Origin of the sequence: Pseudovibrio sp. Ad26, assembly GCF_001623285.1 — a bacterium.
GTDB lineage: Bacteria > Pseudomonadota > Alphaproteobacteria > Rhizobiales > Stappiaceae > Pseudovibrio > Pseudovibrio ascidiaceicola.
Genome location: NZ_LMCE01000146.1, coordinates 1 through 14582 on the forward strand (window position 1 = coordinate 1; position 14582 = coordinate 14582).

A 14582-nucleotide genomic window follows, 5' to 3' on the forward strand; every position below is an offset into this window, starting at 1 on the left:
ACAACTCGGCAATACTGTCCTCACCGCGCAGTCCAGCCAGAACGATACGGATCTTGTCTTCAGTGGAATAGCGCTTTCGGGTCTTGCGCCGGATGTCTTTAACCGCCTTCTCAGCTGCAGCGCTGGCGGTCCTTGTGTATTGCCCCATTGTTCACTCCTAATCTAGTGATCATGGGCCAAAACACTCCATTACTCAAATCGATCGATTTGTCCATAAGGCGTCGCCGACAAACAAAATGAGCTCGAGCTGGTATTCAGTTGTTTCAATCAAGGGGATATCAGCGAGACTTATTTACTCTTCAAGTTCTCGGCCACCTACATTTTTTGAATAGAGAAAAAGTAGCCATTGTTCACGCCCGATACAAACTCATTTTCGATAGCCGATTGGTTTGAGTAGCCTCAAGTTCGACTAATTGAAAACCGGGCGGGTTAATCTGGGTACTTCTTCTCTTATGGTGGAAGCCTTCAGAAGTCGTGTTGATTAAAGGCCTTGTAAGTTGCCTAAACAGACGGCTCTGCCTGCTTAGCTAGTTGGTTTGGTAGTGACCAAGCCAATATTCTTTTGACCAACTCGTTGCCCTTATCCTCTTGTAAGAAGTGGGAGGCATGTTCAATGGTCAGATGCGGCTGTCCTTGAGCACCTGGAAGGCTCTGGAACTGCTTATCAATTCCCTGCCCAGCCAAGAACGGATCTTTATCGCTAAATAGCGTCATCACAGGAGTAGCGCTCTTGCGCAAATCATCCCATGCGAGACGTGCTTGCGGTAGCTGAATTGCCACAATCTGGGGCATGACGCGTGTTGCTACGTGATAACGATTTTCGGGAAATGGTGCATCATATGCAGCCTTTTCTTCTTCGCTCAGATGACGTGTTGTCAAAATTTGCATTATCTCGCCAATCTCAATGGCTTCTGCCCAATGGAAGTAGGAAGCCCAATTCCCGTAGGATTGCTTACGGGCAAGAGCTTTCAGCGAAGCCTTACCAGCGAGAAACTTCAGGGTCTTCAAGATCTTTGGTAGGAAGAAAGCTGCTGGGCCTTTCACATCAGCCAGTGCGGTGTTGGCGACAATCAAACGAGATATCCAGGATGGCTTTTGTGCCATTACACGCAGTCCTATCATACCGCCCCAATCCTGCATAAAAGCATGGGCACCATCGAGCCCAAGCTTCTCCACAAACTCGCTCATCCAGTCTACCTGAGCCTGATAGGAATACGGACTGGCTGCGGCTGGCTTGTCTGACTTGCCAAATCCAATAAGGTCAGGTGCGATAACACGGTACCCAGCAGCTACCAACTGCGGGATCATATGACGATAAAGATAGCTCCACGATGGCTGGCCATGTAACAAGAAGATGGTTTCCCCGTTACCACGCCCCTCGTCAATGTAGTGCATTCGCAAGCCATCCACGTCCATGTAGTTGGGCTGAAATGGATAATCGGATAAGTTCTCGAAAGCACTATCTGGTGTACGCAGGACTTCGCCGAATTTTGGGTGCTGAAAATTGCTCATAGGAAACTCTCCATCTCGGCATAAGTCGGTGTCGCCAGTGTCTGGCCATGCATATCGCCGGCTAGCGCAGCCAGGTATGCTTTGGCGGTATCTTTAGCTGACAGGCCGCCATCTGTTGGCATGCCGAACAGCTCCATGCTTTCCTTAACAAAGATGGGAGAAACCACATTCAAGCGAAGACTGCTTTCTTCAGAAGCAGCAACCCGCACGAATGCCTCGATACCCGCGCAGGCCGCAGAAATCACACTAGTAGCAGGAATAGTCTCTTGGGATGCCACGCCAGATGTCAGCGTTATAGACCCTCCCGTCTTTACTACCGTGCGACCCAACCGCAACACATTCATCTGCCCATTCAATTGACTGTCCAAGGTACGGTTAAGATCGTCATCGCTCATGGTAGCCACTGGTGCCATTGCACCGTTACCTGCAGCACAGATAATCGCATCTAACGTCTCTACCTGAGCAAACAGCTCCCGAAGGGACGCTGGATTAGACATATCTACCTTAATATCTCCAGTAGTCCGTGAGGCAGTAATCACCTCATGCTGGTTCTTCAAGGCGTCAGAAACTGCTCGCCCGATCATACCGGACGCTCCAATTATAAGAATTTTCATGGTATTACTCCTGATAATACAGAGGCTTAACGCCCTAGTAATTCAGCAAAGCCAGTCATCAGGTTCTGCTTTGCGATGTATAAAAGTGGTGTTCCATGGGACGGCAGCAAATGCTGGAACTCCAACTCTGCAACCTTAAGGAAGTCCTGTGCATCCGGCTGGCAGACCCGGCGCCATTCAGGTCCAATGTTCGCAGGTTTGAAAAAGCCAGCCTGTGCCATCCGCTCGGCGGCCATTTCAGTGAAAAACTCGTCTGGTTCAATCCAGTTCTGTAAGCTATCGGCGGTAATCAGAATGCCCCCTTCGCGGTCCAGTAGAAACATGGCCTCAGGCAACCTAGAACTATCGTAGACGAACAAACTGAGCGAATGACCTGGCATCTCCCCGCCAACCCGTAAGAACCGGTCAGGCGCAAGCCCTCCTTTATGCTCCATACCCTCCAGTGCCCAAAGTTTTGCACCGTACCTATCCACATAGTAAGGGTCATCCAGACCGTTCTGCGCTCCTAAATGATAGCCACCAAGCTTGACGATGTTCTCTACCCGCCCAAGACCATCAAGGACTTGGGTTTCTTCGTCATTTAGACGAATAGGACTGACAAGGGTAAGAGTTTGACCATCTCGCAAGATTGTCATTGCGCGACTGATGCGCATGCCCGATACCATTTCAACACTACCGGTTACGTGGAACACATCCGGAAAAACTTCACGAATTTTCCCGTGTGGCTGCATCTCTGGAAACTCATAGGGCATGGTACTCTCCTTCGTTAAGTGCTTGATACCAATCTGCCAGTGCCTTGCCGATCTCATGAGGGTAATCTTCCTGCAAGAAGTGCAGGCCCTTTCCCAAATCCACACTGGTTAGGTTTGGGAATTTCTGCTCAATCCACGCCACGTCAGTCTTGCGGATCAGAACTCCCGGATCTGCATGGAAAAACAGTTTTGGGATCGGCGTTTCAGTCAACCATTTGGAATAGTTTGCCACTGCATTGGAAATGTGTACCGGCTTGCCTTGAACAGGGACATCACGCGGGAAGACATAGATGGGTTTCCGGCTCTTAACGGTAGGAAATGGAGCCAAATATGCTGCCATCTCTTTTTTACCCAAATCCCGCTGTACCCAATCTGGAAGCATGCGTTTGACGAAACTGTTCATGACTCCCAAAAGCAGCCAGCTGGTAAACCGAGAACGGATCATGCGCATGAGTGCTTTGTCGCCTTTTGCCATGGCATCAAAGTCGATTTCGCGATGCATAGCCTCCATAAACACAATGCCCTTTATGCGTTCTCGATGAAGGTTGGCGTAATGAAAGCCCAGACCTGACCCCCAATCTTGAACAACCAACGTGATGTTGGTTAGTCCTAGCGCTTCTATGAAGCCTTCAAGATGAGCGTAGCTGTCGTCAAAGCCATAGGCGATGTCAGGTTTTGCAGACTTTCCAAACCCGATGAGGTCGACTGCGATGGCGCGGGCGTATGGGCTGACATGCGGAATTATATTGCGCCAGATGTAAGAGGAGGTTGGGTTCCCGTGAATGAAAAGCACCGGATCTCCAGCTCCTTCCTCAATGTAATGGATGGAATTTCCCAGTACGTCGACCCTTAGGGACGTAAAGTGAAAGTCTGCTGAATTACTTTCATCGCACATATCTGATCCTCTCCAGAAACGCTTCGCCTCTGGAAACTGGATAACTCCTCCTCTCCATCAAAAAAAGAATAGCTTTTCACCCATAATGGTCAGATAATTTGACCATGACCAATCTAGATCATCTTCATGTTGTTGCAGCTATTGCTGACACAGGCAGTTTTCAACTTGCCAGTGAGCGGCTGAACAAGGCTCGTTCAGCGGTGTCTTACTCCGTCAAACAGGTAGAAGAATTCTATCAAGTTCAGATTTTTGATCGATCCAAGTATCGCCCAGAACTAACACCAGATGGGCGCGCACTACTCACTCAAATTCGTCCATTATTGGCCCATGCTCAGCAGTTTGAAGAGTTCGTAAGAGACCTGAAAGGTGAAAGCGAAACCGAGCTGCGCCTTGGTGTCAGCAGTAACTTTCCGGTCGCTCGAATAGCTGACCTTTTGAAGGATCTAAAACAATCCTTCCCATCGACTACAATCCATTTAGAGGTAGAGACTGCTTCTGGAGAACGGCAGCTTATGGCGGGAAAGGTCGACATTGCCATTTTTGCAGCGCCATCCCGTAGCCCTTTCATCGACTACCGTCCAATCGGCACCATGTCGTTCCCATTAGTTATCGCAGGTACGTTGGTTGGCTCTGATCCTGAAAAACTGACAAAATCTGATCTTTCCCGTTACCCGCAGGTGATCATTAAATCCAGCGACGAGAAAACCCCAGATACCAACATATTGGATGAGACCCTTAAGTGGTATGTGACGGATATGAGCACGAAAAAGCAACTCATCACCTCTGGCTTGGGATGGGGCCGCCTGCCAGACCATATGGTCGAGAAGGAGATTGCACGTGGTGACCTGATTATCCTGCCAACACTCGGAGACCTATCGCTCCCTCTGTGCCTAACAAAACGAGCCAACCAAACCTTAGGACCAGTTGGTCGGATGATTTGGACCTACTTTGAAGACACAAAGCCTAATGTCTAAGTCAGACATCCAGAGGCTCTCTGAAGAGTTTGAGCCCTAAAATTGATCAATTATCAAAGTTGCTCTGCAGGAGGACATGCTAAAGTAGGTTCGTCAAACTCTGGGTGAGATTCGACTTCATCACAAAATCGCCTGCGCAAGGGGTCAGAAGCTGCCATTCACGGATTACTACCACCAGCAGAAACGATCTTGAAGAGATGGTTGCCTCCTCGTTGGGAACAAACTAATCGCAAGAATATCGAACTTACCCCACCGGTTATCTAACAACACCGTCATCGTTGATTTACGTCATAACGCCGCGCTCTATTGAAAACTTGGTATCGTAATCTCGCAGAAGATAGAGAGTGAGAAGTCCGGCTAACATGGGCCATCCTGCGAAGAATAGGAGGTTGGGGCTTGTGAACGGATCGAGATATCGCTCGTAAGAGACAAGAGTCGATATGACATGCATGATCAAAATGGCGCCTATTGAAAGACGTTTCTTAAATCCGACAAGAAAGCAGATGACGATGAGCGCTTGGATTCCGCCGAGTATAAACGAGAGAGCCTCGCTCATAGCTGAAAAACCATAGAAAGCTTCGAAAGTCTTTGCCGTCGAATCTGGATTGAGGATTTTATTTAGAGTCCAGAGGATAAACACAACCGATATGCTTAAACGCAAGCTAAAAAGAGACCATATTAAAGGAGATTTAGGCACAGTGATTGTGTTCATACAAGTATACCTTCTATTACTTCATAAAATATGCCCTGAATAACAGAACAACACTGATCAATCCTATGTATGCAGCCAGATCAACAATTCAATTGCAAATAATCTACTTTTCAGCTCCTCACGGCGTTGTGACTAAGGCAGCAGGAAGTCCTGTTCTTAATCCTGTGAAAACTTGCTCATTGAGTTTTTAAATAGGTGCAGCGAAATCAGCTTATGATTGTTGTGGCGGCATGTCCTGCCATCGCATGCCGCCAATCGCTTTCAGGCTATGCGTTGGTTAGGTCTTGCTTCGCGCTAACAAGAAGTTCCTGCAGAGTGTCTGCTGGTTCAGGACGCTTGGTGTAGTCTGGATTAATGTCAGCGTTCATGACTTCACCTGTTTGGCTAATAATCAGGCGCGCCGGCATAGGTAATTCCCAGCTTTCATCTCCGTTAAAACTTGGAAGATCGATACCGATCCCTTTATAAACCTTACGCAGATCCTCAGGTAGAGAGAAAACGAGACCGAGCTTGCGGGTATAAAGACTACCAAGATCCGAAATGATATCGAAAGATAGACCTTTCTCAGTTTTGGTTTTGAGCGAAGCTGCTTGAGTTTGTGGCGAAATAATCAATATGTTCGCACCAGCCTCTTGGAACTGCCGTGAAGCTTCTTCCAGAGCTCCAAGCTCTAACATGCAATAAGGGCACCACGCTCCTCGGAAAACACTGATCACCAATGGGCCGTTCTTGAGCAACTCGTTAGAGTTGACTGGTGTGCCATTCTGATTGGGCAAGGTGAAACTAGGAAGTGTATCACCAACTTTAATAGTGCCATTCAAAATGCCTGATGCCGCCAGATCTGCAGTGGCTCGGTCCATGACATCGCGAGTTTTCTGAGGTAGTTTTTTTTCGACTTGAGCTTTTAAAGTTGCAATTTTTTCATGTAAAGCCATTGTGGATGTTTCCTCTACTTAGTTGAATTATGATCGCTTAGGTCGAGCACTGCATCACCAAAGACTGGAAGTCGGGGCTAAATCGAGACTCAATTCAGGTCATGAAGATGAGACGGACACGATATCTATCAATTTGCTGGACAGTGCCAACCCGAGACTCCGGACAAATATTCTTTAGTTTGCTTTGGTCCTGAAGAGAGCGGATGAGAGAAATATGGCAGTACTGGCAGGTGTGATAAACTGGTTGGTCAGTCAACGCACTATTGCTCAGGAGCAACAATCTCAGCGTGGTCTGAGTTACTAGAGCATTGTATTACTTTTGAATGCAGTGGATTCAAACGACAGCTTAAGAAGTGAGCTTCATGAAGAACAATTGGTAGGCTTTGTTTGACTTTAGTATTTCTTCAAATGCTCTACGAGCGAGCGTACCCGGAAGGGAAGGAATGCACGAGAGGGATATACCAAGAGGGTTTCCTGTGGTGATATCTCATAGAGCTTGAGGACGGCAACCAAAGCACCCGACTTTAATGCGCTGGTCAGATATCCCTCAGCAAGCCTCGTGAACCCCAAACCTGCACACGCAGCAATCATTAGCGCTCGCCCATTATTGCTAGTCCAACGCCCAGAAACCCGGACTTCAAACGTGTCGCCATTCCTGGCAAAGAGCCAGCGCAGGCCGGGCGTGATTAAACAAGAATGAGATACCAGATCCTCGGGTTCGTTTGGCTCGCCATGTTCTTTCAGATAATCTGGAGAAGCACAAACCATCATCCGCCGGCTTCCTATCCTGCTAACTGTCAAATCCGGGTCTGATGGCATTCCATGACGAATAGCGAGGTCAAATTTTTCTCTGACCAAGTCTACAGGCCGGTCACTTATCTCCAAGTCAAGTTCAACCTCAGGGTGCGATCTGGCAAAATCAGCAAGAGCACTGGCCACCCAAGTCTCGCCAAATATTCCTCCAGCGGCTACTCGGATACGCCCCTTTACCAAGTTTTGCTGTTCAGCTAAGTCAGCTGATAGTGCGTGTATGTCTGCCAATATCGCTTTTGAACGCAGGTAATATTGCTCCCCTATATCTGTTAGGTTCACGCTGCGTGTCGTCCGATGCAGCAATAACACACCTAAGCGATTTTCGAGGTTGGAAACTCGGCGGCTAATGAATGATGTCGATACATCAAGAGACTCTGCAGCTCTTTTGAAACCACCGTTTTCAACGACAGCGCAAAACTCCATCAACCCATCAAGCTCTTTCATTGTTGCTCCTGAGCAATAGTGCGTTGACCGGATAACCGATTTATCACGCGTGCCAGTACTGCCATATATTCCTTAACCGATCCATTAAGGACCACAGCGAACAACAAAAACATAAGTCGGCAAGTTGGGCCTGTCACGGCTCAGTTATCCTAATCAATCCTGAGAACTCCAGTGAGCACTGCTCCCCGCAGACACTCTCACAGTTAATGAGGAAGTGGCGTTGCCCTCTCAGACATCCTGCTATTTTGTCGATGAGTTGCTTCTGCGAAAGACGTCACACAATGAGATCGCCTTGATTTCTAATCTGTCGTGTTAGCCACGTAAATCTCAGCATCTTCCGGGATAAACCTATACGCTGCCTCATCCGCTTTGGTCCTGCTCAACATATTGGTCAACAAGTAGACCGGTTGCGAAGGAGAAACAAAATGTTTCATGTTCAGGCCACTAAAACGGAAATGAGCAGTGTCTTATTGGAATGCCCTGTCAAGAAAATCCCAAGTCTCGTTCCAGGGATTATTGCCGGGTTCACCGCCAGTCTAATCTGGGGAGCGTATCTCTCACTCTCGCGTGTCGGAGTCACCGCAGGCCTTGATGGGTTTGATATCGCATTTCTTCGTTATATTGTGGCAGGCCCGCTCATGCTGCTGTTTCTTTTGATCGTGCGACGTAATCCCCTCAAGCGCATCTCCCTCTTACAAGCAGTTGTTGTGTCTGTCCTGTTAGGGCCTCCCTTCGTGTTGCTCGGTGTAGGCGGCTATATTTATGCACCATTGACGCACGGTGCCGTTATTGTGCCGGCCTCCATGATGCTTGGCGGGTTTTTGCTTGCTCGTATTTTCCTGAGTGAACAACTTGGCCTGCAGCGCATATTTGGGACACTGATAAAACTTATTGGTCTTGCTCTCATTGCTGGTCCCGCTGCCATGACCAGTTCTCTTGAGATTTTCATTGGTGATACATTTTTCATTGTCGCAGGAATGCTTTGGGCTGGCTTTAGTGTGTTGCAGCAGCACTGGAAACTGAACGCGCTCGATGTGACTACAGTTGTTTCAATCGCAGGACTTTTGACCGTTGGGCCAATCTATCTCAGCTCTCGTGGTGTTGATGTTTTCACTGCGCAGTCAGCAGACATTCTGGTGACCCAGCTCATTGTGCAAGGTGTTCTGTCTGGTGTTGTAGCTATGATTGCATTTGCTAAGTCGGTCCAGATATTGGGTGCAGCCCAAGCTGCCATGTTTCCTGCTTTAGTTCCTGTTTTTGCGTTGATTATCGGAGTTCCCCTTACCGGAGAAACACCATCAGTCATTCAATGGGGCGGCCTCGCGACCGTCGGCGTTGGTCTGACAATTGTGGTGATGAGTGCACTTAAATCTACCCGCTGAAGAGTTTGTTCCATTCCCTTTAATCCGAGGAGTTATCAGATGACACAGAAAGAAGAAAACACAGCTGTCTACGCCATTGTTCAACTGAGAATTCATGATGTTGACCGCTACTTCAAAGATGCTTTCAAGAGATTGTTGTCTGATCAGGATGAGATGAGTGAAGCTGAGCAGCCTCTAATGAGTGGCCTAAATTAAAAGATAATGCATAGTTGGTCTCCAGAGCCGGCAGACGGTAACCCAGAGCACTTTAGGATCGTTTGATGTTGTAGTGTTTCCTCCAGCTTTCAATGATAGTTTGGGCTTCACGCAGCGAGTAGAAGGCTTCCACATTCCGTAGCTCATCCTGCATTCACTCATTGAAACTTTCGCAATATCAATTTCGATGTAGGCAGTTTGCCCCTCAAAAAACCTCTGTCTATTTCCTTGTGGCCTTGGCAACAAACTCCGGGCCGTTGCCAGAACAAATTTGGGCTGGTGCGCGGCGCAGGATGAACAGATCCGTCAACACGTCGATGACCTCACTCGAATTAAGTTTGCACAGTCACACCAACCCGCCTGATCGCGTCAACACGCGATATCTCTCACTAGGTAAGGACTTCAACCTGTCGCGGTTTAACGACAATTTCCTCTGGTTTTGGTCTCTTGCTTCCCATATCTAATCTTCCATTTTCCCAATCATAAACGTGGACCACTTCTGTGGGGAAAGCTCACGTTTCTGGCCAGCAAAGGTAAATTCTATTGGCAATGCGGTAGATCAAGCCTCTCCGCTGTTGAGGCAGAAGCAGATTCAAGTGCTGAAGAAGGTGACGGGTTTAAAGCGACTGATTTATCTGAATGCGATCTAGCGTCTCCCTCTTCTGGATATCGCGGGTCCTTTCCAGGCCCTTGTCTGCCTACGGGTAGTTCGGGACCATGGTTCAAGCGGCTATGTGGTTTTCACGAGGGCTTGGTGTTTATGTTCATGTTGTTGTTATCAGTTATTGACCCCGCTAATCCTATGGGTTTGTGGAGGAATTCAGTTTCCTTGCATTGACACCTTGTCCCAATCATCGCATGCTCACTTTGAGGCGTCGAAACCTCTACGAAGCGGTTACCGCATCCGTTTATTGGCGGTTTTTTTGTGTCTGGAGTTAGCTCTCCAAACGCAAACTCTCGCTTATGGGCGGGAGGGCGGTGAATAAAATACCCTTTGCGGGGGAATAAACCCGCCTGTCTTCGTCAGGTTTCGAACCTCCCGCTCGCCAGTGGGTTGTCGAAAGCTCTCTGTCGAGTGGTTTGTTCAACAAGCCAACGAAGAGGGCTTCGTAATGACTGATACTGGTAAAGAGAAATGTGCCCATACATCCCTTCGCAATGAAGTGGACCAGCTTAGCCTAGCAACCAACCACCTCAAAAATCTGGTTTATTCCATGAGTGTGGTTCTGAGTGAACGCATGGAGCACACACAGGAATATGAAGCGTTGCTGACGCTGTTTGATACTGTGCGCAATCACATTGAAGATGTGCAGGGAAGTAGCGAGAAAATCTCCGAGCTGCTCGAACCTTGCGCGCTGGAAGTCTCCAAAGACTAAAAATACGGAATGAAGAGAGGCTTCGCCTCTCATGGAATATTCTGGCTTGGGAAGCGTGATGCTTCTCAGGCCATTTTTGATATTCGCTTGAAGCGGGCATGCCTTTTATCAAGAAGCATTAAAGTTGCACTCTGACGACACGTTACAGTTCTCTGACAACTCTTCAGAGCTCAAGCCTTATGGGAAGCCTGTGTACTGACGACCAGTGACGACATTAACAGCTTTTCCTGAATTAATTTGAAAGGGTATTGGGAGGAACTAAGAGGGGTGAAATCGTGCTTTCAAACGCTCTCATTTGCTTACATAGTGCTGACACGAAGCCTAAACGCAAAAAGCTCCCGGAGGGGAGCTTTGCTAAACCTCTTTATTCACCATGAGGTTAAATGGTGAGCCCGCACGGGTTCGAACCGTGGACCTACTGATTAAAAGTCAGTTGCTCTACCAGCTGAGCTACGGGCTCACTAAACACGAGACGTCTGTTGGTGGGTGCATAGGGATTCGAACCCTAGACCGGCTGATTAAGAGTCAGCTGCTCTACCAACTGAGCTATACACCCAAAACGTTTCCCGCCGAAGCGATGGCGGGTGTATATAAAGCCTTTTGCGAGAGCGCAAGGCCCTACGTGCAACTTTTCGAAAATGTCTTGTGTAAAGTAAACTTATCCCAGACTAACCTATGCAAATCTACGAATTTTCGCAGCACAAACACAATTCAGAAGTGCGAAACGCGAAAAAACACCGCAATTTTCGCAAAACTGCCTTCTTATCAATTAGTCCAACGCAAAAGTTTCACAGATCTCCCTGCCACGGTCTATCTCCAATCTTCTTAGCAGTCACAGGCGTGCACTGCAGCTAAAGTCGTTCCACCATCATCGCACTGCAAAATCCCGTATTTCTGCGGGTTCGCTCAAGCGCAACAATTGCGCTTAGAAAAGCCAATGCAAACAGAGCGGGTATAACTTTCCGTGACGCAACTTCTGCAAAGCACGCTGACTGTTGCAGATAACTCAAGAAAACGAGAGGTCTTTGCGGCGCAACATTAAGAAGAAGCCACTTGACGCTTTTACGTATCTAAGCCTAATCTCTCCCCGAATTTCAGAGTTTACCTGAGCGATTCAATGGTGAAGCGCGGTAATCTCTTTCACGGTTGGAATTATGTTAAGGGAGAGTGGAGCCCTGAGGCTCCCAATACCAAAATGCAAACTTCAATTCTTCTTATCGTGGTGGGACGTGCGTCGCCGGAGTGAGCAAGCTCACTCGGAACGGTTAGACGCGCACAAGGAGCCAAACGGCTCCTTTTTTTATGGCTAATTCGCAGTGATGTTTAAAAGAGCACCTCTGCAAAAGCAAACAGTCGGATTGATTGCACACCCTTCAATCAGGCAAAACGAGCAGATACAGGCAACAAGGACTTGATGATGCAACGGGAGATGACAGGCGCTGAAATGGTTCTCCAGGCGCTGAAGGACAACGGGGTGGAACATGTATTTGGATACCCTGGTGGTGCAGTTCTACCCATTTATGATGAGCTGATCCAGCAGGACGCGATCCAGCACATCCTTGTCCGTCACGAGCAAGGCGCAGGCCATGCTGCTGAAGGCTATGCACGCTCTACCGGCAAAGCCGGCATTGCTCTGGTGACCTCTGGTCCGGGCGCAACCAACATGGTGACTGCCCTGACAGACGCCATGCTCGACTCCATCCCCATGGTCTGCATCACCGGTCAGGTACCAACCAACCTTGTTGGGTCAGATGCGTTCCAGGAATGTGACACCGTTGGCATCACCCGCCCGTGCACCAAGCACAACTGGCTGGTGAAGGACGTTGATGATCTGCCGCGCATTCTCCATGAAGCATTTTATGTTGCACAATCTGGTCGTCCAGGCCCTGTTGTTGTCGATATTCCAAAGGATGTTCAGTTTGCCACCGGCACCTATGAAGGCCCGCAGGCAAACCCGAGCAACCACAAAAGCTATCGCCCGCAGCTGAAAGGCGACATGACTGCCATTCGCGCAGCTGTTGAGCTGATGTCAAAAGCCAAACGCCCTGTGTTCTATACAGGCGGCGGCGTCATCAACTCCGGCGCGGCTGCAAGCCAGCTGCTGCGTGAACTGGTGGACCAGACAGGCTTCCCGATCACATCCACCCTGATGGGTCTGGGCGCTTATCCGGCATCCGGTGAGCAGTGGCTCGGCATGCTGGGCATGCACGGCACCTATGAAGCCAACATGGCTATGCACGATTGTGATCTGATGATCTGTATCGGTGCACGCTTTGATGATCGCATCACAGGCCGTCTGGACGCCTTCTCACCAAACTCCACCAAGATTCACGTGGACATCGATCCATCCTCCATCAACAAGATCGTTCATGTTGACCTGCCGATTGTTGGCGATGTGGCTCACGTTCTGGAAGACATGGTTCGCATCTGGCGCGCCTCCAGCTTCCGCTCTCAGCCAGAGCTGAAGGAATGGCAGACACAGATCGCCAAATGGCGCGCACGCGATTGCTTGTCTTACCGCCACAGCGATGATGTCATCATGCCTCAGTACGCGTTGCAGCGTCTGAACGCAGCCATCAAAGGCCGTAAGGATGTTTACATCTCCACCGAGGTTGGACAGCACCAGATGTGGGCGGCGCAGTACCTTGGCTTTGAATCTCCAAACCACTGGCTGACTTCAGGTGGTTTCGGCACAATGGGGTATGGCCTGCCAGCAGCTATTGGCGCACAGGTTGCTCATCCAGACGGGCTGTGCATCAACGTTGCAGGCGATGCTTCCATCCTGATGAACATTCAGGAAATGTCGACAGCCGTTCAGCATGGTCTGGCTCCTAAAACGTTCATTTTGAACAACTCCTACATGGGTATGGTTCGCCAGTGGCAGCAGCTGCTGCACGGCAACCGCCTCTCCCACTCCTACACGGACAGCCTGCCTGACTTCGTAAAACTGGCAGAAGCTTACGGCGGCAAAGGCATTCGTGTCACCAAACCGGGTGAACTGGATGACGCCATTCAGGAAATGATTGAAACACCTGGCCCGGTTCTGTTTGATTGCTGCGTCGCTCAGCTGACCAACTGCTTCCCAATGATCCCATCAGGCAAAGCCCACAACGAAATGTTGTTGCCAGATGAAGCAACTGATGAAGCCGTTGCAAACGCCATCGACACCGCTGGCAAGTCATTGGTATAGGTAAGCTGGGAGAACCATTATGAACGCACAGAAAACAGACGCTCTATCGGCTTATTTCCTAGCCGAAACCAGCGATGTCCTCGAAACACATACCCTATCTATCATTGTAGACAACGAACCTGGTGTTCTTGCCCGCGTGATTGGCCTGTACTCTGGCCGTGGCTACAACATTGACAGTCTCAGTGTTTCTGAAACGGAGCACGAGAAGCACGTTTCCCGTATCACGATTGTGACCACAGGTACTCCTCAGATCATCGAGCAGATCCGTCACCAGCTGGATCGTCTCGTACCGGTGCATATCGTCCGGGATCTGACCGTTGCAGCACGCAATTCCAATCAGGAAAAGCCGCTTGAGCGAGAGCTGGCACTGATCAAGGTGCGTGGTGAAGGAGAAAAACGTCTGGAGGCCTTGCGGCTGTCAGAAGCTTTCAGGGCAACTGTCATTGATGCAACCATTGATCACTTCGTTTTCGAGATCACAGGCCGCACCAATAAAATCGATCAGTTCATCGAAATCCTGACACCACTGGGTCTTGTTGAGGTTTCACGTACGGGCGTTGCCGCACTTTCACGTGGGTCCCAAGGTCTTAAAGACTTGCAGGATGAAATTTAACAGTTAGAGGACAATTTTGTCCTATTGATATTGAGCGGCGTCTTTTGCAAGTCTGTGAAGACGCCGTTTTATTTTGATAATCTAGAGCGTATCCCCGACAGGTGGGAACCGGTTCTCGGATAAGGGTACGTGAAGAATAAAAAAGTCAGAGCATGGCGTATAAAGGCGACATGCC

General features: G+C 49.0%; 12 protein-coding genes, 2 tRNA genes and 2 pseudogenes. 6 read left to right on the top strand and 10 right to left on the bottom strand.

Annotated elements, in window-relative coordinates; genetic code table 11:
• The 5 genes and pseudogenes from PsAD26_RS29530 to PsAD26_RS23780 all read right to left on the bottom strand — a co-directional run.
• A pseudogene (locus tag PsAD26_RS29530) lies at positions 1-148 on the bottom strand (IS3 family transposase); the annotation flags it as partial.
• A gap of 353 nt (positions 149-501) precedes the next feature.
• Complete coding sequence (locus PsAD26_RS23765) at positions 502-1512, bottom strand: haloalkane dehalogenase (protein ID WP_063312390.1); 1011 nt, start codon at positions 1510-1512, stop codon at positions 502-504.
• Entirely contained in the window at positions 1509-2126 is a 618-nt protein-coding gene (locus tag PsAD26_RS23770) for a short chain dehydrogenase (protein ID WP_063312391.1), read from the bottom strand. Before PsAD26_RS23770 ends, PsAD26_RS23765 begins: the two co-directional genes overlap by 4 nt.
• A 26-nt stretch (positions 2127-2152) precedes the next feature.
• Positions 2153-2878 carry a hypothetical protein gene (locus PsAD26_RS23775; protein WP_063312392.1) on the bottom strand — a complete coding sequence of 242 codons (726 nt, stop codon included), beginning with the start codon at positions 2876-2878 and terminating at the stop codon, positions 2153-2155.
• Positions 2868-3773 carry a haloalkane dehalogenase gene (locus tag PsAD26_RS23780; RefSeq protein ID WP_063312393.1) on the bottom strand — a complete coding sequence of 302 codons (906 nt, stop codon included), beginning with the start codon at positions 3771-3773 and terminating at the stop codon, positions 2868-2870. The genes PsAD26_RS23775 and PsAD26_RS23780 overlap by 11 nt, the downstream gene beginning before the upstream one ends.
• Positions 3774-3877: 104 nt before the next feature.
• Here PsAD26_RS23780 and PsAD26_RS23785 point away from each other — a divergent pair, with 104 nt between their 5' ends.
• Positions 3878-4747: a LysR family transcriptional regulator gene (locus PsAD26_RS23785; RefSeq protein ID WP_063312394.1), complete on the top strand. Its 870-nt coding sequence runs from the start codon at positions 3878-3880 to the stop codon at positions 4745-4747.
• A gap of 978 nt (positions 4748-5725) precedes the next feature.
• Here PsAD26_RS23785 and PsAD26_RS23795 read toward each other — a convergent pair.
• Together PsAD26_RS23795 and PsAD26_RS23800 are read right to left on the bottom strand one after the other, a co-directional pair.
• The gene (locus PsAD26_RS23795) at positions 5726-6394 is read right to left on the bottom strand and encodes a peroxiredoxin-like family protein (protein ID WP_063312396.1); all 669 of its coding nucleotides are present in this window, start codon (positions 6392-6394) and stop codon (positions 5726-5728) included.
• A 393-nt stretch (positions 6395-6787) separates the two neighbouring features.
• A complete protein-coding gene (locus PsAD26_RS23800) occupies positions 6788-7651 on the bottom strand; it encodes a LysR family transcriptional regulator (protein ID WP_063312397.1) in 864 nt (287 codons plus the stop codon).
• Positions 7652-8076: 425 nt separating this feature from the next.
• Here PsAD26_RS23800 and PsAD26_RS23805 point away from each other — a divergent pair, with 425 nt between their 5' ends.
• Complete coding sequence (locus PsAD26_RS23805; protein ID WP_063312398.1) at positions 8077-9033, top strand: DMT family transporter; 957 nt, start codon at positions 8077-8079, stop codon at positions 9031-9033.
• A gap of 39 nt (positions 9034-9072) precedes the next feature.
• A complete protein-coding gene (locus PsAD26_RS29780) occupies positions 9073-9228 on the top strand; it encodes a hypothetical protein (protein ID WP_193758352.1) in 156 nt (51 codons plus the stop codon).
• A 55-nt stretch (positions 9229-9283) separates the two neighbouring features.
• Here the strand turns inward: PsAD26_RS29780 and PsAD26_RS30290 are convergent.
• A pseudogene (locus tag PsAD26_RS30290) lies at positions 9284-9565 on the bottom strand (integrase core domain-containing protein); the annotation flags it as partial.
• Between the two features lie 775 nt (positions 9566-10340).
• On the opposite strand from PsAD26_RS30290, the gene PsAD26_RS23810 reads away from it, so the two are divergent.
• Complete coding sequence (locus PsAD26_RS23810) at positions 10341-10604, top strand: hypothetical protein (RefSeq protein WP_063312399.1); 264 nt, start codon at positions 10341-10343, stop codon at positions 10602-10604.
• A gap of 384 nt (positions 10605-10988) precedes the next feature.
• Here PsAD26_RS23810 and PsAD26_RS23815 read toward each other — a convergent pair.
• Both PsAD26_RS23815 and PsAD26_RS23820 read right to left on the bottom strand, forming a co-directional pair.
• A tRNA-Lys gene (locus tag PsAD26_RS23815) sits at positions 10989-11064 on the bottom strand.
• A gap of 20 nt (positions 11065-11084) precedes the next feature.
• A tRNA-Lys gene (locus PsAD26_RS23820) sits at positions 11085-11160 on the bottom strand.
• An 861-nt stretch (positions 11161-12021) separates the two neighbouring features.
• Here PsAD26_RS23820 and PsAD26_RS23825 point away from each other — a divergent pair.
• Positions 12022-13794, top strand: a complete 1773-nt coding sequence (locus PsAD26_RS23825) for an acetolactate synthase 3 large subunit (RefSeq protein ID WP_063290139.1) — start codon at positions 12022-12024, stop codon at positions 13792-13794.
• Between the two features lie 19 nt (positions 13795-13813).
• Positions 13814-14407, top strand: a complete 594-nt coding sequence (gene ilvN, locus PsAD26_RS23830; RefSeq protein ID WP_057465780.1) for an acetolactate synthase small subunit — start codon at positions 13814-13816, stop codon at positions 14405-14407.
• The last annotated feature ends 175 nt before the right edge of the window (positions 14408-14582 follow it).